Annotated in this window: 14 protein-coding genes; 9 read left to right on the forward strand and 5 right to left on the reverse strand. The window is 61.2% G+C overall.

Features of this window, described 5'->3' with window-relative positions:
- Positions 1–56: 56 nt before the first annotated feature.
- Positions 57–965 (forward strand): LysR substrate-binding domain-containing protein, encoded by a 909-nt coding sequence (locus ACYVI2_RS08695; RefSeq protein ID WP_415818760.1) that lies wholly within the window; start codon positions 57–59, stop codon positions 963–965.
- A 245-nt stretch (positions 966–1,210) separates the two neighbouring features.
- Positions 1,211–3,094, forward strand: a complete 1,884-nt coding sequence (locus tag ACYVI2_RS08700; RefSeq protein WP_415818761.1) for an ABC transporter ATP-binding protein/permease — start codon at positions 1,211–1,213, stop codon at positions 3,092–3,094.
- Here the strand turns inward: ACYVI2_RS08700 and ACYVI2_RS08705 are convergent.
- The 3 genes from ACYVI2_RS08705 to ACYVI2_RS08715 all read right to left on the reverse strand — a co-directional run bounded on the left by ACYVI2_RS08705 (position 3,022) and on the right by ACYVI2_RS08715 (position 6,234).
- Entirely contained in the window at positions 3,022–3,789 is a 768-nt protein-coding gene (locus ACYVI2_RS08705) for a phytanoyl-CoA dioxygenase family protein (RefSeq protein WP_415818762.1), read from the reverse strand. The genes ACYVI2_RS08700 and ACYVI2_RS08705 overlap by 73 nt on opposite strands.
- A 134-nt stretch (positions 3,790–3,923) precedes the next feature.
- Positions 3,924–5,045, reverse strand: a complete 1,122-nt coding sequence (locus tag ACYVI2_RS08710; protein ID WP_415818763.1) for an AI-2E family transporter — start codon at positions 5,043–5,045, stop codon at positions 3,924–3,926.
- Positions 5,046–5,220: 175 nt separating this feature from the next.
- The gene (locus tag ACYVI2_RS08715) at positions 5,221–6,234 is read right to left on the reverse strand and encodes a LysR family transcriptional regulator (protein WP_415818764.1); all 1,014 of its coding nucleotides are present in this window, start codon (positions 6,232–6,234) and stop codon (positions 5,221–5,223) included.
- Positions 6,235–6,482: 248 nt separating this feature from the next.
- On the opposite strand from ACYVI2_RS08715, the gene ACYVI2_RS08720 reads away from it, so the two are divergent.
- The 6 genes from ACYVI2_RS08720 to ACYVI2_RS08745 all read left to right on the forward strand — a co-directional run bounded on the left by ACYVI2_RS08720 (position 6,483) and on the right by ACYVI2_RS08745 (position 16,049).
- On the forward strand, positions 6,483–7,802 hold the full coding sequence (locus ACYVI2_RS08720) for an efflux RND transporter periplasmic adaptor subunit (RefSeq protein WP_415818765.1): 1,320 nt from the start codon (positions 6,483–6,485) through the stop codon (positions 7,800–7,802).
- Between the two features lie 142 nt (positions 7,803–7,944).
- Positions 7,945–11,142 (forward strand): efflux RND transporter permease subunit, encoded by a 3,198-nt coding sequence (locus ACYVI2_RS08725; RefSeq protein ID WP_415818766.1) that lies wholly within the window; start codon positions 7,945–7,947, stop codon positions 11,140–11,142.
- 233 nt (positions 11,143–11,375) lie between these two features.
- On the forward strand, positions 11,376–12,824 hold the full coding sequence (locus ACYVI2_RS08730; protein WP_415818945.1) for an efflux transporter outer membrane subunit: 1,449 nt from the start codon (positions 11,376–11,378) through the stop codon (positions 12,822–12,824).
- A 317-nt stretch (positions 12,825–13,141) separates the two neighbouring features.
- Positions 13,142–13,702 carry a 5'-3'-deoxyribonucleotidase gene (locus ACYVI2_RS08735; protein ID WP_415818946.1) on the forward strand — a complete coding sequence of 187 codons (561 nt, stop codon included), beginning with the start codon at positions 13,142–13,144 and terminating at the stop codon, positions 13,700–13,702.
- Between the two features lie 155 nt (positions 13,703–13,857).
- Positions 13,858–15,195: an NAD(P)H-dependent oxidoreductase gene (locus ACYVI2_RS08740; RefSeq protein WP_415818767.1), complete on the forward strand. Its 1,338-nt coding sequence runs from the start codon at positions 13,858–13,860 to the stop codon at positions 15,193–15,195.
- A 44-nt stretch (positions 15,196–15,239) separates the two neighbouring features.
- Positions 15,240–16,049 (forward strand): SDR family oxidoreductase, encoded by an 810-nt coding sequence (locus tag ACYVI2_RS08745; protein WP_415818768.1) that lies wholly within the window; start codon positions 15,240–15,242, stop codon positions 16,047–16,049.
- 336 nt (positions 16,050–16,385) lie between these two features.
- On the opposite strand, the gene ilvD is transcribed toward ACYVI2_RS08745, so the two are convergent.
- Complete coding sequence (gene ilvD, locus ACYVI2_RS08750; protein ID WP_415818769.1) at positions 16,386–18,245, reverse strand: dihydroxy-acid dehydratase; 1,860 nt, start codon at positions 18,243–18,245, stop codon at positions 16,386–16,388.
- A gap of 67 nt (positions 18,246–18,312) precedes the next feature.
- Positions 18,313–19,203 (reverse strand): LysR family transcriptional regulator, encoded by an 891-nt coding sequence (locus tag ACYVI2_RS08755; RefSeq protein ID WP_415818770.1) that lies wholly within the window; start codon positions 19,201–19,203, stop codon positions 18,313–18,315.
- A gap of 161 nt (positions 19,204–19,364) precedes the next feature.
- Here ACYVI2_RS08755 and ACYVI2_RS08760 point away from each other — a divergent pair, with 161 nt between their 5' ends.
- Positions 19,365–19,916: a GNAT family N-acetyltransferase gene (locus tag ACYVI2_RS08760; RefSeq protein WP_415818771.1), complete on the forward strand. Its 552-nt coding sequence runs from the start codon at positions 19,365–19,367 to the stop codon at positions 19,914–19,916.
- Positions 19,917–19,918 lie beyond the last annotated feature (2 nt).

Consider the following 19,918-nt stretch of genomic DNA (forward strand, 5'->3'; position numbering starts at 1 on the left):
TTTCATGCTTTGTCGGCATAGCTTTTGATAGCCCGCTGCATCCTTGGAGCACCCCCATGAATCTGTCCTGGCTGGAAGACTTCCTCGCATTGGCTGCCAGTGGTAATTTTTCACGCGCAGCCGAAGACCGCCACATGACGCAGCCGGCATTCAGCCGGCGGATCCGTGCGCTCGAGCAATGGTTGGGCGTGGAGCTGTTTGATCGCAGCACGCACCCAGTCACGTTGACCGAGACAGGAGCCTGGTTCCGCACGACCGCGCAGGAAATCCTGGGGCGTGTCGCGCGCGTGCCTGACGAGGCTCGTGCCGTAGCCTCGGCGGGCTCAGCCACCTTGCGCTTTGCCGCCACGCATGCGCTTTCGCTGACGTTCTTGCCGCAATGGCTGCGAGGGCTGGAGTCGCGCACATCCATCGGGCCCATTCAATTGGTGTCCGACATGCTGCAGCAATGCGAAGCCTGGATGCAGCAAGGCCGGGTACAGTTTCTGATATGCCACACGCATGCGCAGGCACCCAGCCGCCTGGATACCCCTGACTATCGATCGCTGAAAATCGGTACTGATACGTTGATCCCGGTGTGTGCGCCCGATCGTGCCGGCCGTCCGCGCCATGCCTTGTCCACCCATGCGCGCAAGGCCATTCCCATGTTGGCCTACAACACCGAATCCGGCCTCGGCCGCCTGATCCGCGCCTTGCTGGGCCCCGCGCTGCAACGCGCCCGGGTAGAACCCGTTTTCACGGCCCACCTGGCTGCCGTGCTGAAAAACATGGCGCTCGATGGACGAGGGGTGACATGGCTGCCACAAAGCCTGATCGCAACTGATCTGCAAGAGGGCCGGCTGGTCGAGGCGGGAAATGCGGACTGGCAGGTCATTGCCGATATCTGCCTGTTCCGCCCCAACAGCACACTCACCCCTGCCGCCGAAGCGTTCTGGCTCGCTGCGCAAACTGCACACCGCGCGTGAGGCCGCCTCGCCGTTCAACTGGCGTTCAGGGAACTATTCAACAATATCCCCTCTAAATTTCCATGAGTGGCGGTATAGGGCTAATCCGACACCGCACGCTCGCAACAGGACACATCGCGAAAAGAAACCGATGCTGCGCCTTTGGCTTGCCGCCCCCACGCTGCACCCTCGGCTTGCTGCCAAACGCGTTGTTTTTGCGACGGCCCTGCGACAAAAAAGAACTCACGGCAAGGCAGGCGTTTCTCATGGATCTGGATTGGCATCAGCAGCTGGGCAGCAGTCTGCTTTGGCTGACATACAGCTTTCTCATCGCAGGCAGCGTCTCGGCCATTTCGATTTTTATTTTGGCGCGCACCACGACCTGGGGTCGGCAGTTCTGGCGCCTGACTTGGCCATATCTCGATCCGAGACGCAGTTATAAACCACTGTTCAGCCTGGCATTGCAGCTGTTTCTAGCATTAGCCGCGGTACGCATGACCGTGTTGTTTTCGTACTGGTACCAAGGGTTTTACAACGCCCTCCAGGCACTCAATGCCAAAGCATTCTGGCTCATGCTGGGCATATTCGGCGTCCTGGCCACGGTACACGTCGCACGGGCGTTGATCGATTATTACGTGGGCCAGGCGTTTGAGATTCACTGGCGCGTCTGGCTCAACGAGCGCCTGACACAAGACTGGCTGGCGGGCAGCGCCTATTATCGCGGCCAATTCCTCGATCAGCCCGTCGACAACCCCGACCAACGCATCGAACTGGACATCGCGGCATTCATCAGCGGATCGCGCAGTCTGGCATTCGGTGCGATCAGCGCCATCGTGTCGCTGGTCGCATTCACCCAGATTCTCTGGAATCTATCCGGGCCCTGGTCCGTGGGCAGCATCGAGATCCCCCGCGCCATGGTCATGCTGGTCTACCTGTATGTCATCGTGGCCACGCTGCTGGCATTCAAGATCGGACATCCCCTGATCCGTTTGAATTTCCTGGCCGAACGCCTCACCGCAAACTTTCGCTATGCCCTCGTACGGCTGCGCGAAAACGCAGAGAACATCGCTTTTTATCAAGGTGCCGCCGTTGAACAGCAAACCCTGGGCGCGCGCTTTGCCGCCTATATCAGCAATCAATGGGCGCTGATCCGCCGCACTTTGAAATTCAGTGGCTTGAATCTCGCCGTCAGCCAGATCGCCGTAGTGTTTCCGTTCATTTTGCAAGCGCCTCGTTTTTTCAGTGGTGCCATCAAGCTCGGCGATGTCATGCAAACCTCGCAAGCCTTCGGCCAGGTTCAGGATTCGCTATCGTTCTTTCGCACGTCGTACGACACGTTTGCGCAGTACCGCGCCACGCTCAGCCGGCTGGATGGATTTCAAGAGGCCAACCAACACGCCCGCGCATTGCCGCATGTGCAAACCCAACCGCTAGCCGATGCGCTGCACATCGAAAACATGAGCGTCTATCGCCCGGACGATCGTGATCACCCTTTGCTGCGTGACTTGCATCTGCGGCTATCACCCGGCGAAGCCCTGCTGATCAAAGGTCCATCCGGCAGCGGCAAGACCACCCTATTACGCGCGCTCGCCGGCCTGTGGCCTCATGCAGAGGGCCAGGTACAGCGCCCCACACAAGCCCAGGCGCTGTTCCTGTCGCAACGCCCCTATCTGCCGCTCGGCGATCTACGTACGGCATTGGCCTATCCCGCCACCGCCACTGCGGCCGACGATACACGCCTCGTCGTAGCATTGAGACACACGCAACTCGCACATCTGATCACGGCACTGGACCAGACCAACGATTGGTCGCGCGTGCTCTCACTCGGCGAACAACAACGATTGGCCTTTGCACGCGTCTTGTTCAATCAACCCGCCATCGTTTTTCTGGACGAAGCGACCTCTGCCACCGATGAGGGGCTGGAACATACGCTCTATACGCTGCTGCGCTCCGAGCTGCCCGGCAGCATGCTCGTGAGCGTCGGACATCGCAGCACGCTAGATGTATTTCACAGCCAGGTCCTGCGATTGGATGGCCACGGGGGCTGGCGATTATTTGCAGCAGATCGCGCCGGCATTCACGTCGCCAGTGGCACCCCTGGCACCGACGCCGACCGAGTTCCGGGCAACGGTGCCGTGGTCTGCGGATAATAGGTGTGCACCAAGGACAGTTTCACCTGATCACTGCTGTTTTGCCGCGCCGCGTGCAAGGTACGGCAATGAAAAAACACGACGTCGCCGGGCTGCAGTTCCGGACAGACGGCACGCGCGATCCAGTTTTGATTTTCCGGCAGGTCCGAGCGAAAGAATTTCTGCTCGTCGAACTGTGATGCTGAAAACGAGGCTGCATGCGATCCAGGCAGAAAGAACAGCCCGCCGTTGTCGGCCGTCTCCTGCCCTAAGGCGAGCCACGTCGACACCAGGTCGTCGTCCGAAAACGACCAATAGCGGATGTCTTGATGCCAGCCCGTCAGGCTGCCATAGGCGGGATGCTTGGTCATCACGCAATTGTGATGCACCTTGGACAGCACGGGCGTGTCGGCAAAATAGGTATGCAGCCACTCGGCTACTGCGGGCGACGTAGCCCAGGCTTGAAACAAAGGTCCCCGGTCATACGCATTGAGCAGCCGGCGCGCCGTCGCGCCGCCCTGCGCCTGGCGCGAGGACGGAGCACCAGGATACTGCACATCGGCCTCGTATTCCAGAGGCTCGATCGCCTCGGTCAATTGACGCTGCGCCTCGGCTCGTATGGCTTTTACCGTATCCGGTGACGCCAGTTGGCGAGCCACGACAAATCCTTGATCGCGCAAAGTGGCGACTTGCTCCGCCACGGATGATGCAGACATTTTTTCCTCTACAGAAACGCCGGGCCGTCCCAAGTTTCTTGCCTCTGGTCAGAGGCGGGCTGAGCGCAGCCCGGTCTTGGGGGCGCCCAGTAATACCGACGTAACTACGTCGATATAAATGTCATCATATCGCTTTACGCACGCTCGTCGCGCTGAAGCTCTGGATCAATGTGGTCATTATTCAACTGACCGCCCTCGCGCTCGCGCTGGACATTACGCACCCATTCGCGCCACACGGCGACCAGCAGTGCCATCAGCACCGGTCCGACGAAGAGGCCCACGATACCCATGGTTTTCACGCCGCCGATCAGCCCGAAGAACGTCGGCAGAAACGGTAATTTGACCGGCCCGCCCACGAGCCGCGGACGCAGGGTCTTGTCGACGATGAACAGCTCGACTGTGCCCCAGACAAACAAGGCAATGCCCGCCACCAGATGCCCCGAGCCCACCAGATACAAGGACACGAGAGTAAATGACAACGGCGCGCCACCGGGAATCAAGGCCATAAAGCCCGTCACAACGCCCAACAGCACAGGAGACGGTACACCGGCAACCCAATACGCCAACCCCAGCACGACGCCTTCGCCCACGGCGATCAGGCTCATCCCCGTCACGGTGGAACCGACGGTCGCCGGCACGACCCGGGAAAACCGCAGCCAACGCGAGGGCAAGATACGCTCGCCCAGGATATCCAACTGACCGATCATGCGATCGCCGTCCTTGTAAACAAAGAACAGGGTAATCAACATGAACACCACGTTGAGCAGCAGCTGAAACGCGTTGCCGGTGGCGGACAACACCATACGGTAGATGTTGCCCAGATGCTCGCCGCTGACCATTTCGACGAGGGTTCCTAACGCATGGGGCTCGCCCAGATAGGTCCGCCAATAATCGGACAGCCGGTCGCCAAAAATCGGCATCGACGAGATCCAGACGGGCACCGACACCCCGTGGCGGTTGGCCGCCAGTGCCCAGGCGATGAAATTACTGGCCTCCTGCACGGCATAGGACAGCGCCAGCGTCAACGGCACGATCAGCACCAGAATCACGCCTACCAGCGCCAGCGAGGCCGCCAGCATGGTGCGGCCGCCGCAGGCATCCACGATGCGCTGAAATAATGGCCATGTCGCCAAGCCGATGATCAGCGCCGCCAGGGCGGGCACCAAAAATCCACTCAAAAAATAGACGCCGGCCAGCAACACCAGCAAAAGTAGCCAGCGGGCAATCAAATACGCGGGAAGAACGGGCTGCTGCATAGAGTGGGCCAATGAGGCGTAAAGGCAACCGCCCAAATATACAGTACGCACACGTATGGCATGCCCTGCGCGTCCGCAGCGCCCGCCGTAACCTGAGCGGGGCCAGCACAACCCTCCCGGCCACCGGCCCCGCGCGCGCCGTACAGCCGCGCCCGTGGCCCCTGGCTCACCGTCGTTACATCACATACTCGGCCTCGGCCATTTCGCCGCGTCGGGGAGCCCGCAAGGCGGCCTCGGACAGCTCGGCACATTGGACGTCGTGGCAGCTCTCGGTGCCATCGCCGCCTCGCAGCAACGGACAGCGCGAGAACAGCTCCGCCACCCAGTCCGAGAATACCCGCACCTTCGGCGACAGTTGACGGCTTTGGGGGTAAAGCAAGGAAATCGGCAAGGGCCGGGGTTTCCACCGCGGCAGCACCTCGATCAGCTCGCCGGTCTGCACATGCGGCAGGGCGATGAAACGCGCCGTCTGAATCAGACCAACACCTTGCCTGGCCAACGTCATATGGGCGTTCCAGTCATTCACCGACACCGCACCCGGCATATCGATTTCGCGCACCTCGCCATCGACCACAAAATCCCAGGCGTAATCGCGGCCCGAGCGGTTGGCGAAATAATTCACCGCCTTGTGGTGCTTCAGATCGTCGAAAGAATGAGGCACGCCGTGGCGTTCCAGATAAGACGGCGCCGCGCAGGTCAAGAATTGAAACGAACCGATCCGGCGCGCCACCAGCGTGGAGTCCTCGAGTTCGCCCCCGCGGATCACGCAATCGACGGCCTCCTGGACGAGATCGACGCGGCGATCACTCATCCCCAAGACCAGTTCGATATCCGGATAACGCGTGTGAAACTCAGACAATGCCGGTAACAGGATCAACTGACCGACGCTGGCGGGCACATCGATGCGCAGCCGGCCTTGTGGCCGCACAGCGGCCTCATGAAAGCAGGCTTCGGTTTCCTCGACGTCGGCGAGGATGCGTTTACTGTGTTCGTAATAGGCCGCCCCGTCCGGGGTCAGACTGATGCGGCGCGTGGTGCGATTCAGCAATCGAACACCTAAATGGCGCTCCAGATTCTGAATGGTGGTGGTCACGGTCGTGCGAGGCAATCCCAGGGAATCAGCGGCCCGGGTAAAGCTATTGACCTCGACAACACGTGAGAAGACCTGCATGGCTTGAAAACGATCCATGGTCCTGTCCTGGTGGGTTGAGTAGTAGCAGTGTGCACAGCATACCGCGCTTTTTACTCTGATTGTTCGTTTTGCACAAACAGTGTTGACGAATCAGCTGTATTTATCCTGAATCGGAAAACATTCAGAATACACCTCATCTAAGTTGGCCGATAGCCTCTGACCCATTCGTACCGGGTCTGTGCCCAGCGGAATGCCTGCTCCCGCCGCTCTCGTCCCTCTCTCCCCATTAAGTTTAAGGAAACACCATGTCTGTTTCGCGTCCACGCATTGCCTTATTGGCGGTTTTCGTGGCCTTGCTGGCCGCGGGGGGTGGTTATTCCCTGTGGAACGACAAGTCCGGCACGGGAGCCGCCCAAGCCCAGAACGCACCGCCCGCCCCGTCAGTAGACGTGGCCCCGGCACTGGGTAAAACCATCATCGACTGGCAAGATTACTCCGGCCGGCTGGAAGCCATCGACCGGGTCGACATCCGGCCGCTCGTATCCGGCACACTGACTGCCGTGCATTTTAAAGACGGCAGCCTGGTCAACAAAGGCGATCCGCTCTTTACGATCGACCCGCGTCCCTATGCCGCCGAAGTGAACCGCGCCGCCGCTCAGCTCTCTGCCGCCCGCGCGAGAGTGGCCTTCACGGCATCCGAATTCGCACGCGGTAAACGGCTGCTGGCAGAAAACGCCATCGCCAAGCGGGATTTCGAATCCAAACGCAACGATGCCAACGAAGCAAGTGCCAACCTGCAGGCTGCCGAAGCCGCCCTGGATGCCGCGAAATTGAATCTGGGATATACCGAGATTGTCGCGCCCGTGGCGGGCCGGGTTTCCCGCGCGGAAATCACCGAGGGCAACGTCGTGGCCGCGGGTGCCAGCTCGGTGCCCCTGACGACGCTGGTATCGGTGTCGCAGATGTATGCATCCTTTGACGTCGACGAACAAGCCTATCTGAACTACGTGAGCCCGGCCCGCGTCACCGGCGCCTCGGTCCCGGTCCAGTTGGGCCTGGCCAACGAGGACGGCTATGCCCGCGAAGGCGTTGTGCAATCGGTGGACAACCGCATCAACACCACCTCGGGCACGATACGCGTCAGGGCCGTGTTCAACAACACGGATGGCCAACTCGTGCCGGGCATGTACGCCCGTATCCGCCTGGGCGGTACCGAGCCTCATCAAGCCGTGCTGATCGAAGAACGCGCCATCGGTACCGATCAGGACAAACGGTTTGTGCTCGTCGTAGACGACCAGGGCCGCACCGCATACCGGCAAGTCTCGTTAGGTGCGAGCCAGGGCAAACTGCGCGTGGTCACCAACGGTTTGCAACCGGGTGAACGCATCGTGGTCAATGGCCTGCAGCGCGTACGTCCCGGCGAGACCGTCGCGCCGAACCTCGTGTCGATGGATACGCCGCCGTCCAGCCCGCCGATCGCTACGACCGGCTCGGCAACGGCATCGACCGCAGAGCCGATAGCGGAGCCTGCCTCGGTGTCCGGGCCGGCTACGACACCGGCGTCGGCTGCAACACCGGCTCCCACTACGCCTGCCAAGCCCAAGACCACTGCCAGCCTGAACTGAAAAGCATTGTGCCCGCACCAGGAAATTCGCACCTGAATACATAAAAAAGGCTTTAGCCCACTTTCGCCGCCAGCACACGATGTTGTGTGCTGGCTAGACCCCGTGTTGCCTGAAGCCGCCATGCCCCTTGCAGGAAGCAAGCATGAATATCTCTAAATTCTTTATCGACCGGCCCATCTTCGCAGGTGTTCTATCGGTGCTCGTGTTGTTGGCGGGCCTGCTGGCCATGTTCCAGCTGCCTATCTCGGAATACCCCGAAGTCGTCCCCCCGTCAGTCGTGGTGCGCGCGCAATATCCAGGCGCCAACCCCGCCGTGATTGCCAACACAGTAGCCTCGCCGCTGGAAGAATCCATCAACGGCGTCGAAGACATGCTGTACATGCAGTCGCAAGCCAATAGCGATGGCAACCTGGCGGTGACGGTGTATTTCAAGCTGGGCGTGGATCCGGACAAGGCGCAGCAACTGGTGCAAAACCGTGTCTCGCAAGCCCTGCCTCGCCTGCCGCCGGATGTGCAGCGGCTGGGCGTCACCACCACCAAGAGTTCGCCGACGCTGACCCTGGTGGTGCATATGATTTCGCCCGACAACCGTTACGACAGCACCTACCTGCGCAACTACGCCATTCTGAACGTCAAGGATCGTCTGGCGCGGATCAGCGGTGTGGGCGAAGTCCAGATCTGGGGCTCGGGCAGCTACTCCATGCGCGTGTGGCTGGATCCGCAAAAGGTCGCACAACGTGATCTGACCGCGACCGACGTGGTCAACGCCATCCGCGAACAGAACGTACAAGTTGCTGCCGGTGTCATCGGCCAGTCCCCCACTGTGGGCGATGTGCCGATGCAATTCTCGGTCAATGCACAAGGCCGCCTGCAAAACGAAACTGAGTTCGGCAACATCATCCTGAAGTCATCACCCGATGGTGCCATCACGCGGCTGTCCGATGTCGCGCGTGTCGAACTGGGCGCTCAGGAATATGGATTGCGCGCGTTGCTGGACAACCAGTACGCCGTCGGGATGGGGATCATGCAATCGCCTGGCGCCAATGCGCTGGATGTCTCGGCGCAAGTACGCGAGACGATGAAGGAACTGTCGGCTGATTTCCCACCCTCGGTGGACTACCGCATCGAGTACGACCCCACACAGTTTGTGCGTGCCAGTATCAAGGCGGTGATCTCGACACTGCTGGAAGCCATCGCGCTGGTGGTGATCGTGGTGATCGTATTCTTGCAGACCTGGCGCGCGTCGCTGATTCCGCTATTGGCGGTGCCCGTCTCCATCATCGGGACCTTTTCCCTGCTGCTGGTGTTTGGCTACTCGATCAATGCCCTGTCATTATTTGGCATGGTGCTGGCCATCGGTATTGTGGTCGACGACGCCATCGTGGTGGTCGAAAACGTAGAGCGTAATATCGCCGCAGGTCTCACGCCACGAGAGGCGACTTATCGCGCCATGCGCGAAGTCAGCGGCCCCATCATCGCCATCGCGCTCACGCTGTGCGCGGTATTCGTACCGCTGGCCTTTATGACGGGGCTGACGGGTCAGTTCTACAAGCAATTCGCCATGACCATCGCCATCTCGACGGTGATCTCGGCCTTTAACTCGCTGACCCTGTCACCCGCACTCTCAGCCATCCTGCTGAAAGGGCATCACGACAAGCCCGACTGGCTCACGCGTGTCATGAACCGTCTGTTCGGACGATTCTTCAATGCGTTCAACCGATTCTTTTCACGCTCCTCGGATGCCTATGCCGTCGGCGTCACTGGCGTGATCCGCCGCAAAGCCGGTGCCATGGGCGTCTATGTGCTGCTGCTGGCGGCAACGGTGGGAATTTCACAGTTGGTCCCGGGTGGGTTCGTCCCGGCGCAAGACAAGCAGTACCTGATCGGTTTTACCCAACTGCCCAACGGCGCGTCGCTGGACCGTACCGACGACGTGATCCGCCGCATGACCGACATCGCCTTGAAAGAACCCGGCGTGGCAAGCGCCATCGCCTTTCCCGGCCTGTCGATCAACGGCTTTACCAATAGCTCCAGCGCCGGCATTGTGTTCGTGACGCTCAAGCCCTTTGAGGAACGCCATAGCGCAGACCTCTCGGGCGACGCCATCACCAACAACCTGAACGCCAAATTCGCTGCGATCAAAGACGCCTATATCGCCGTATTCCCGCCCCCGCCGGTGATGGGTCTGGGCACCATGGGCGGCTTCAAACTGCAGATCGAAGACCGCGCTGCTCTCGGCTACGCCGAGCTGGACAAAGCCACCCAGGCGTTCCTGGAAAAGGCGCGTCAAACGCCCGAGCTCGGCCCCACGTTCTCCAACTATCAGATCAACGTTCCGCAGTTGGACGTAGACCTCGATCGCGTCAAAGCCAAACAGTTGGGTGTCCCCGTCACCGATGTGTTCGATACGCTGCAGATCTATCTGGGGTCCATGTACGTCAACGACTTCAATCGTTTTGGCCGCGTATTCCAAGTACGAGCCCAGGCCGATGCACAGTTCCGTGCTCACCCGGATGACATCCTGCAATTGAAGACGCGCAGCGACACGGGCCAGATGATACCTCTGTCTGCAATGGTCAACGTGCACCAGACCTTTGGACCAGAGATGGTCGTGCGATACAACGGCTACACCGCTTCTGACATCAACGGCGGACCTGCACCCGGCTACTCGTCCAACCAGGCGCAAGACGCAGCCGAACGCATCGCGGCAGAGACCTTGCCACGCGGCATCAAGTTCGAATGGACCGACCTGACGTATCAACAGATCCTGGCGGGCAACGCTGGTGTCTGGGTGTTCCCCATCAGCGTGTTGCTGGTGTTCCTGGTGCTCGCTGCGTTGTACGAAAGCCTGACCCTGCCCCTGGCCGTCATCCTGATCGTCCCCATGAGCATCCTGGCCGCCCTGACAGGTGTCTGGCTGACCGGCGGCGACAACAACATCTTCACGCAGATCGGGTTGATGGTGCTGGTCGGCTTGTCCGCCAAGAACGCCATCTTGATCGTGGAGTTTGCACGCGAACTGGAGATGCAAGGCAGCACCCCGCTGCAGGCCGCGATCGAAGCCAGCCGCCTGCGCTTGCGCCCTATCCTGATGACGTCCATCGCCTTCATCATGGGCGTCGTGCCGTTGGTCATGTCCTCTGGCGCCGGCTCGGAAATGCGGCAAGCCATGGGTATCGCTGTGTTTTTCGGCATGCTGGGCGTGACCTTGTTCGGTCTGTTCCTGACCCCGGTGTTTTACGTCCTGCTGCGGACAATGAGCTCGCGCAAACTGCACTCGGCCTCGCATCACGAAGCCCCTGTGACGACGCACCCCGCGACCGATCACACGAGCCATTGAACATGACGGCACTCATGGATATCCGCTATTAAGAGAACACCTTCATGACACACTTATCGACACCGGCTTTCGCTGCAGAAAGCCTCATGACCCGGCCGCGAGTCGCAGCATCTCTGTCACAACAAAGTGATGCTCCTCGCTCCCAAACGACGCACGCTTTGCGGGCCGCAGCGCCCGCAGCAAAGGCTCGCGCAGCGCGCACCTTTCTGCCCAAAGTTTCCGGCCTGCTCGCCATGCTATTAGTGCTGGCTGGATGCGCGGTGGGACCTGACTATCAACGCCCTGACGTCACCACTCCCGCAGCCTACAAAGAGGCACCGACGCAGCAGCCCTTGCCGGCTCACGAAGCCGGCACCTGGCAGGCCGCTCAGCCCGCCGAGCAAACGCTGCGCGGCGAATGGTGGAAGCTGTTTGGTGACGACACGCTCAACGCCCTGGAACAGGAAGCCCAAAAATCCAACCAGGACCTGCAGGCCGCTGCCGCGCGTCTGAAACAGGCACGCGCCCTGCTGGGTGACGCCCGCTCGGAACTATTCCCCAGCGTGGACGTAGGCTTTGGCCCAACACGCCAACGTCCCTCGCCCGCATCGCAAGGCCTATCCGACAGCGCATCCACTGACGCCTCGACCTTATGGCGCGCCCAAGCCAACGTCGCCTACGAGGCCGACCTGTTCGGCCGTGTCGCCTCCACCGTAGATGCCGCCACCGCTGACGCACAACAAAGCGAAGCCCTCTATCGATCCGTACTGCTCGCTCTGCAAGCCGACGTCGCACAAGCCTATTTTCAAGTACGTGAACTAGACGCCGGACTGCGCCTGTATCGCCAGACCGTCACCTTGCGCGAAGAAACGCTGCAACTCATCCAGCGTCGTTACGATGCCGGCGACATCAGCGAACTGGATCTGGCCCGCGCACGCTCCGAGCTGGAATCCGCACGTGCAGAAACGCTCGGCTTCGAACGCCGCCGCACCACGGCCGAACACGCCTTGGCCGTCTTGTTAGGCAAAGCCCCGTCCGAATTCAGCCTGCCCGAACAACCGCTCACGCGCATCGCCGTCACCATTCCCGCCGGTCTGCCCTCGACCCTGCTGGAACGCCGTCCCGACATCGCCGCCGCAGAACGCGCCATGGCCGCCGCCAACTCCCGTATCGGCGCCGCTCAGGCAGCATTCTTCCCGAGGTTGAATATCACCGGCGGTGCAGGCTTTGAATCCGCAGAACTCGGCAACCTGTTCGAATGGTCAACGCGCACATTCATCCTGGGTCCGCTGGTTGGCGCCGCCCTGTCGCTGCCCATCTTCGACGGCGGCCGCCGCCAAGCTGGCCTGGACCGCGCACGCGCCGTCTACGAAGAAGACGTAGCCAACTATCGCCAAACCGTACTGACCGCATTCCGTGAAGTCGAAGACAACCTGGCCAACCTGCGCATCATGTCCGGCCAGATATCCGCCCAAGACGCCGCCCTGCAAGCCTCCGAACGCGCTGCCCGCATCTCGCACACGCAATACAACGAAGGCTCGATCAGCTACCTCGACGTCATCGAAGCTGATCGCACAGTGCTAGCCCAGCAACGCGTATCAGTGCAACTAGACGGCGAACGCGCACGATCAGCAGTCAACCTGGTACGCGCCCTAGGCGGCGGCTGGGACACCCCATTACCCCCAGAGCTCGCAGCCCGATGACCTGCCGTCCCATGCCACGAGGCCCAAGCACACAATTCGTCCCAGCAATGCAGCGAACTTGATTCATCGCGAGTCGAGGAGGGGCAGTGGCCGTGTGCGGGCGCCTCGTGATCGAGCGAGGGAAACCGAAGGAGCGCAGCGACGAGGTTGACGAAGCGGTGTCGGCCGCGCAGGCGGCCGACCGATCACGTGAAGCCCGCACACGGCCACTGCCCCTCCTCGACGCCAAAAGAACAACACCTCGCCATGCAAAAAGCCCCTTCAGCGCAACGTCATGGCAAAATCAATCCCCCTCTGATATTCCCGCTGCCACTCCCATGCTAATCCTGCTAGATCAAGACGGCGTCCTAGCTGACTTCGAGCACGGCTTTGTAACCGCTTGGCGCGAGCAATACCCCGACATCCCCCCCGTCGAATACCAAGACCGCACCTCTTTCTACATCCTGCAAAACTACCCCCCCGAACTACGCTCCCGCGCCGAAGCCATCTACACCGCCCCCGGCTTCATACGCAGTCTCCCGCCCGTCCCTGGCGCCATCGACGCCCTCAAAGAACTGCTGGCGTTAGGAATGGACGTCCGCATCTGCTCATCCCCCCTATCTCAATTCGAAAACTGCGTCGCGGAAAAGTACCTATGGGTAGAAAAGCACCTAGGCCGCGAGGCAACCAACCGTCTGATTTTGACGAAAGATAAAACCCTGGTCCAAGGCGACCTCCTCATCGACGACAAGCCCGAAATCACCGGCGCCGTCCGTCCGAAATGGAAACACATCCTGTACGACGCCCCGTACAACCAGCACATCACCGGCCGCCCCCGCCTCACCTGGGCAAACTGGCGCAACGTCCTCGCCGGCGAGCTCTATACCGCCGACGCCTGAGGCGATCCCGGCCGAGCACCGGCAGCAAATTCTTCAGCTATCCGTCACGGAAAACCGCTATGCTGCCATCTGCAGCACCGCCGACATTCCTGACACCAGATTGATGGGCCGCGCCCCCGACGGCCCACGCCCCAATCCGCGAAGGAGACGCAGCAATGAATCTGCACCGCCTGCTCAAACAACGCCAGGCCGACAACAAACCCTTGCGCGTCGCGCTCATCGGAGCCGGCAAGTTTGGCTCCATGTTTCTGAGCCAAGCCCGGCGTACCCCTGGCATTCAACTCGTCGCCGTCGCAGACCTGCAGCCCTCCCGGGCTCGCGCAGCGTTGACACGAGTAGGCTGGCCCCCCGACGCGCTGCACGCAGAGAGCCTGCCCGACGCGGCGCGATCACGCCGGGTCTATTTCAGCGACGATGCGCTGGAAGTGATCGCCAGTCCAGAGATACAGATCGTCATCGACGCCACGGGGCATGCCGCCGGAGGCATCGCACACGTGCTCGCCTGCTGCGAACACGGCAAACACATCATCATGGTCAACGTCGAGGCCGACGCCTTGGCCGGCCCGCTGCTGGCACGCCGCGCACGCGAAGCAGGCATCGTGTATTCACTGGCCTATGGCGATCAACCCGCCCTGATCTGCGATATGGTCGACTGGGCACGTGCAAGCGGCTTTGAAGTCATCGCCGCCGGCAAAGGCACCAAGTATTTGCCAGAGTTCCACACCTCCACCCCCGACACCGTATGGCCCTACTACGGATTCACCGATGAGATGGTGGCGGCGGGCGACTTCAACGCCCAGATGTTCAACAGCTTTCTGGACGGCACCAAGAGCGCTATCGAAATGGCGGCCGTTTCTAACGCCACTGGCCTGCTGCCAGCCCCATCGGGACTGCACTTCCCGCCTTGCGGCGTAGACGACCTGCCGCGCGTACTGCGCCCACGGGAAGAAGGCGGCATGCTGCACCACCGCGGTCAGGTCGAAGTCATCTCATCTCTGGAGCGCGATGGCCGCCCCGTATTTCGCGACCTGCGCTGGGGCGTCTATGTCACGCTGGCAGCCGATAGCGACTACGTCCGGCGCTGCTTCAAGGAATATGGCCTGCTGACCGATCCCAGCGGCAATTACGCAGCCATGTACAAACCCTACCACCTGATCGGCCTCGAGCTGGGCATCAGCGTGGCCAGCGTCGGATTACGTCACGAGCCGACCGGATCCCCAACCGGCTGGCACGGCGATGTCGTCGCGACCGCCAAACGCGACCTGGCAGTCGGCCAAGAACTCGACGGCGAAGGCGGCTATACCGTTTACGGCCGGCTGATGCCCGCTCGCGACTCCGTCGCGGACGGCTATCTGCCGCTAGGCCTCGCACACAAAGTCAAACTGAAAAACCCTGTCCGGCAATCACAACCCATCCGCTGGCACGACGTCGAATTCGACGACAAATCCGCCGCGGTGCAGTTCCGCCGGGAGATGGAACAGACATTTGCGTGATGCAGTATCGTTAACCGCATCGTCCATATCTCGCGGAGCACCAGGTGAACCTGAAACTGAACGGCAAAGTCACAGTAGTCACAGGCGGCAGCAAAGGCATAGGCCTGGCCGTCGCCAACGCATTTGCTGCCGAGGGCGCGTTCGTCGCCATCATCGCGCGCGACCCACAGGGACTCGAACAGGCTCGAGCTCAATTACAGGCGAGCGGACACAACGTCGCTACCTTTGCCGCAGACCTCTCTGACCCACAAGCCACCACCCAGACCATTACACGCATCGAGGCCGAGATCGGCCCGATCGACATTTTGATCAACAGCGCCGGCGCCGCCCGCCGCTACGAGCCCGAAGACCTGGACGCCGGCAAATGGCGCGCCGCCATGGATGCGAAATTTTTCCCCTACATCCATGTACAAGACGCCGTCCTCACCCGCATGCGCGAGCGTGCCGCCAGCCGCCCCGCAGGCGCCACTAACGGCATCGTCGTCAACATCATCGGCAACGGCGGCAAGCGCCCCACCAGCACCCATTTGGCCGGCGGCTCGGCCAACGCCGCCTTGATGCTGTCAACGGTAGGCCTGGCCGCCCATTACGCCCGCTACGGCATCCGCATCAACGGCATCAACCCCGGACCGACCTTCACGCAACGCGTCGAACAAGTCCTGGAACTCGACGCCCAACGCCAAGGCATCTCGCGCGACCAGGCCCTGGCCGACAGCCAGGCCCGCATCCCCCTGGGCCGCTACGGCAAAGCCGAAGAAGTCGCCGACGTCGCCCTATTCCTGGCCAGCCCACGTTCAGCCTATGTAGTAGGCGCCATCATCCCAGTGGATGGCGGTATGGCGTCGGTGATTTAGCAGCGATACAAAAATCAATGCCGTGCACATGCTTTCAAACATGTGCACGGCATCAAAAAATCGGCGCATCAGAAACCAGAACCCGCTCGAAAAATCCCCACAACCGGCATATACATTCTCGGTCAGCCGTTACTGCGAGTCCCGGCCGGTTGCCGTGGGCCGCGCCGGCCTTTTGAGGATCGGGCAGCCCCGCGTAGCGGGGCCGAGGCGCCTGGTCTTGCGCCGAGCCGATCCGATTAGGCCGGTGCGGCCCACGGCAACCGGCCGGGACGTCTCAAGAACCACGCCTGCCCAACAACATCAATGCATTAACGCATTAACGCATCAACAGCAGTATCAACGCTTCAACTGCGACACATCCCGCACCGCCCCACGATCCGCAGAAGTCGCCAACGCCGCATAAGCCTGCAACGCCTGCGACACCACCCGCTGACGATCCACAGGCTTCCACGCCTTGTCGCCACGCGCCTCCATAGCCGCACGACGCTTCGCAAGCTCGTCCTCGGCAATCGCCAGATGGATCTTGCGATTGGGAATATCGATCTCGATCGTATCGCCATCCTCGACCAGACCCACATTGCCACCCTCGGCCGCCTCAGGCGACGCGTGCCCGATCACCAACCCCGACGAACCGCCAGAGAAACGGCCATCCGTGAACAACGCGCAGGTCTTACCCAATCCCTTGGATTTGAGATAAGACGTCGGATACAGCATTTCCTGCATCCCCGGTCCACCCTTCGGGCCTTCGTAGCGAATCACCACGACATCGCCTGCCACCACCTTGTCGCCCAGAATGCCTTCCACCGCATCATCCTGGCTTTCAAAGACACGCGCGCGGCCCGTAAACACCCACTGAGACTCGTCCACGCCAGCCGTTTTGACAATGCAGCCCTTGGGTGCGAGATTGCCGTACAACACCGCCAGGCCGCCGTCTTTCGAATAAGCGTTGGCCTTGTCGCGGATGCAGCCCGATTTACGATCCAGATCCAGTGTCAGATAAGTCACGTCCTGACTGAATGCCACCGTCGTAGGAATGCCGCCAGGCGCTGCGCGATAGAACTTTTGCGCCGCCTCGCCAGCACCACCGTTGATATCCCATTGCTCGATCGCATTGCCCAGCGTGCCGCTGTGCACGTTGCCGCAGCTCAGATCCAGCAGATCCGCACGCGCCAACTCACCCAGAATACCCAGGATACCGCCGGCACGGTGCACGTCTTCGATGTGATACTTGTCCGTCGCAGGCGCCGCCTTGCACAGGCAGGGTACGTTACGCGAGATACGGTCGATATCGACCATATTGAAATCCACGCCGGCCTCTTGAGCCGCAGCCAGCAAGTGCAACACGGTATTGGTCGAACCGCCCATGGCGACGTCCAGCGTCATGGCATTCTGGAAGGCGCTCTTGGTCGCGATATTGCGCGGCAAAACCGACGCGTCGTCTTGCTCGTAATAGCGGCGGCACAGATCCACCACCAGACGGCCGGCCTGTTCGAACAAGCCCTTGCGCCAGGCGTGCGTGGCCACAATCGTGCCGTTGCCGGGCAGGGCCAAGCCGATCGCCTCGGTCAGGCAATTCATGGAATTGGCGGTAAACATACCCGAGCACGATCCGCAGGTCGGACAGGCACTGCGCTCGTATTGCTCGGCCTCGGCGTCAGTGATTTTGGGATCGGCGGCCTTGATCATGGCGTCGATCAGGTCGATCTTGGCAATGACTTTACCGTCGGTCGGCGACTTGATCTTGCCAGCCTCCATGGGGCCGCCAGATACGAAGACCACCGGGATATTCAACCGCATCGCGGCCATCAACATCCCCGGGGTGATTTTGTCGCAGTTCGAGATACACACCATGGCATCAGCGCAGTGCGCATTGACCATGTACTCGACCGAATCCGCGATCAACTCGCGCGAGGGCAGCGAATACAACATACCGCCGTGACCCATGGCGATACCGTCATCCACGGCGATGGTGTTGAACTCTTTGGCGACGCCACCGGCAGCCTCGATCTCTTTGGCGACCAGAGCGCCCAGATCGCGCAGGTGCACGTGGCCCGGCACAAACTGCGTAAACGAGTTCACTACCGCAATAATCGGTTTGCCAAAATCGCCGTCCTGCATACCGGTGGCGCGCCAGAGAGCGCGAGCGCCGGCCATGTTACGGCCGTGGGTGGAAGTACGGGAACGGTATTGCGGCATGGTGTTTCTCGGACGGGGAAAGTTCGCAAAGTTGTCAATAATACGCCGGATCGCCGGGAGGCTGCATTCAGCCGTGCCCCTGGCGCAACGCCAAAAGCGCCGTATGCAGCTGTGCCAGTCCGCGGTGCAGCGGCTTATCGCTGCGTAACACCACTGCCAGAGTGCGCGATAACCGGGGCGTCAAAGACCTGACTTGCAGGGCTGACTCGCGCCGTTTGGGAACCGCCAGCGCCGGCAAGATGGCGCATCCCAGGCCCGCCGCGACGAGCTCCTTCATGGCTTCGGTGCTGCCTAATTCCATTGTGGGCCGGGCCTGCACCCCTGCCATCTCGAACCAGTTGTCCACCAGTTCACGCGTACGGGCGCCCGGTTCGAACAGCACGACCGGTCGCTCGGCCAACGCCTGCGGCGTGATGGCGGCCGGGACCTTGTCTGTACCCGGGAAAATCGCCACGAACTCGTCCTCCAGCACCGGCGTCACCTGAAACATACGGCCTGACGCGGGCAAGGTCACCAAACCGATATCCAGGGTGTTCGCCTCAATGCCGCGCAACACATCCGCCGTATTTCCGGTGCTGGCCACGATTTCCAAGGCCGGAAACCGCCGCCGCAAATCCGCCAGCAGGGGCGGCAGCAAATACGTACACGCGGTCGCCCCCGTCCCCAAACGCACGCGGCCCACCACCTGGGCACTGTGCGCCTGCATGCTGCGCTCGGCCTGCTCGACGGCGGCATCAATCGCGCGGATGTGTGCCAGCAGATCCCGGCCTGCCGCCGTCGCTGTCACCCGCTTGCCGACGCGTTCGGCCAGGCGCAAGCCATAGCGGCGCTCCAGTTGGCGCACCTGCAGGCTCACTGCGGGCTGCGTCAGCCCATGCCTGTCTGCCGCAGCGGAAAAGCTGCCCAGCTCGATCACATCCAGAAAAATACGTAGATGATCCAGATTCAGGCCACGCATGGGTCGCTCTTGAAAAACATCGCCGCTCTTGAAAACCAAAGAATTTCTTATGCTTTGAATAATAAACCAAAGCTTTATTAATACTGGTTCCTGCCGCACACTGTACGTACCCCAACGGACTCATAATCCCTTGGTCCGCACAGTTCTTCCCGTACCCGAACATGACCGATTCCTCCGCCTTGATTCTGCGCGACAGCACCCCCGACGATGTGCCCGCGATCCAAGCCATCTACGCCCATCACGTCTCTCATGGCACCGCCTCGTTTGAACTCGACCCGCCCACGCTCACCGACATGCATGCCCGGCGCGAGGCGGTATTGGCCCAACGCCTGCCTTATCTGGTGGCCGAGCGCGATGGCGAAATCGTCGGCTATGCCTATGCGACACCCTACCGGCCCCGCCCGGCCTATCGCTACACAGTGGAGGACTCGGTGTATGTCAAACCCGGCATCGCCGGCCAAGGCATAGGGGGCCGATTGCTCGCCGAGTTGGTGGAGCGATGCACGGCCGGCGGCTGGCGGCAGATGCTGGCGGTCGTGGGCGACAGCCGCAACGCCGCCTCGCTGGCAGTGCATGCCCGCCAGGGTTTTCATCCAGTGGGTACGCTGCGATCGGTGGGCTACAAATTTGGACAATGGCGAGACACGGTCCTGATGCAGCGCGCTCTGGGCGACGGCGATCAGCGTGATCCAGAGATTGCACCATTAGATTGACA

Source organism: Bordetella tumbae (assembly GCF_054780995.1).

Excerpts from the sequence above, each read along its gene's own strand:
- ACYVI2_RS08705 (WP_415818762.1), bottom strand. The coding sequence starts at position 3,789 with ATGTCTGCATCATCCGTGGCGGAGCAAGTCGCCACTTTGCGCGATCAA.
- ACYVI2_RS08715 (WP_415818764.1), bottom strand. The coding sequence starts at position 6,234 with ATGGATCGTTTTCAAGCCATGCAGGTCTTCTCACGTGTTGTCGAGGTC.
- ACYVI2_RS08730 (WP_415818945.1), top strand. The coding sequence starts at position 11,376 with ATGCTATTAGTGCTGGCTGGATGCGCGGTGGGACCTGACTATCAACGC.
- ACYVI2_RS08735 (WP_415818946.1), top strand. The coding sequence starts at position 13,142 with ATGCTAATCCTGCTAGATCAAGACGGCGTCCTAGCTGACTTCGAGCAC.
- ACYVI2_RS08720 (WP_415818765.1), top strand. The coding sequence starts at position 6,483 with ATGTCTGTTTCGCGTCCACGCATTGCCTTATTGGCGGTTTTCGTGGCC.
- ACYVI2_RS08755 (WP_415818770.1), bottom strand. The coding sequence starts at position 19,203 with ATGCGTGGCCTGAATCTGGATCATCTACGTATTTTTCTGGATGTGATC.
- ACYVI2_RS08700 (WP_415818761.1), top strand. The coding sequence starts at position 1,211 with ATGGATCTGGATTGGCATCAGCAGCTGGGCAGCAGTCTGCTTTGGCTG.
- ACYVI2_RS08740 (WP_415818767.1), top strand. The coding sequence starts at position 13,858 with ATGAATCTGCACCGCCTGCTCAAACAACGCCAGGCCGACAACAAACCC.
- ACYVI2_RS08695 (WP_415818760.1), top strand. The coding sequence starts at position 57 with ATGAATCTGTCCTGGCTGGAAGACTTCCTCGCATTGGCTGCCAGTGGT.
- ilvD (WP_415818769.1), bottom strand. The coding sequence starts at position 18,245 with ATGCCGCAATACCGTTCCCGTACTTCCACCCACGGCCGTAACATGGCC.
- ACYVI2_RS08725 (WP_415818766.1), top strand. The coding sequence starts at position 7,945 with ATGAATATCTCTAAATTCTTTATCGACCGGCCCATCTTCGCAGGTGTT.
- ACYVI2_RS08710 (WP_415818763.1), bottom strand. The coding sequence starts at position 5,045 with ATGCAGCAGCCCGTTCTTCCCGCGTATTTGATTGCCCGCTGGCTACTT.
- ACYVI2_RS08760 (WP_415818771.1), top strand. The coding sequence starts at position 19,365 with ATGACCGATTCCTCCGCCTTGATTCTGCGCGACAGCACCCCCGACGAT.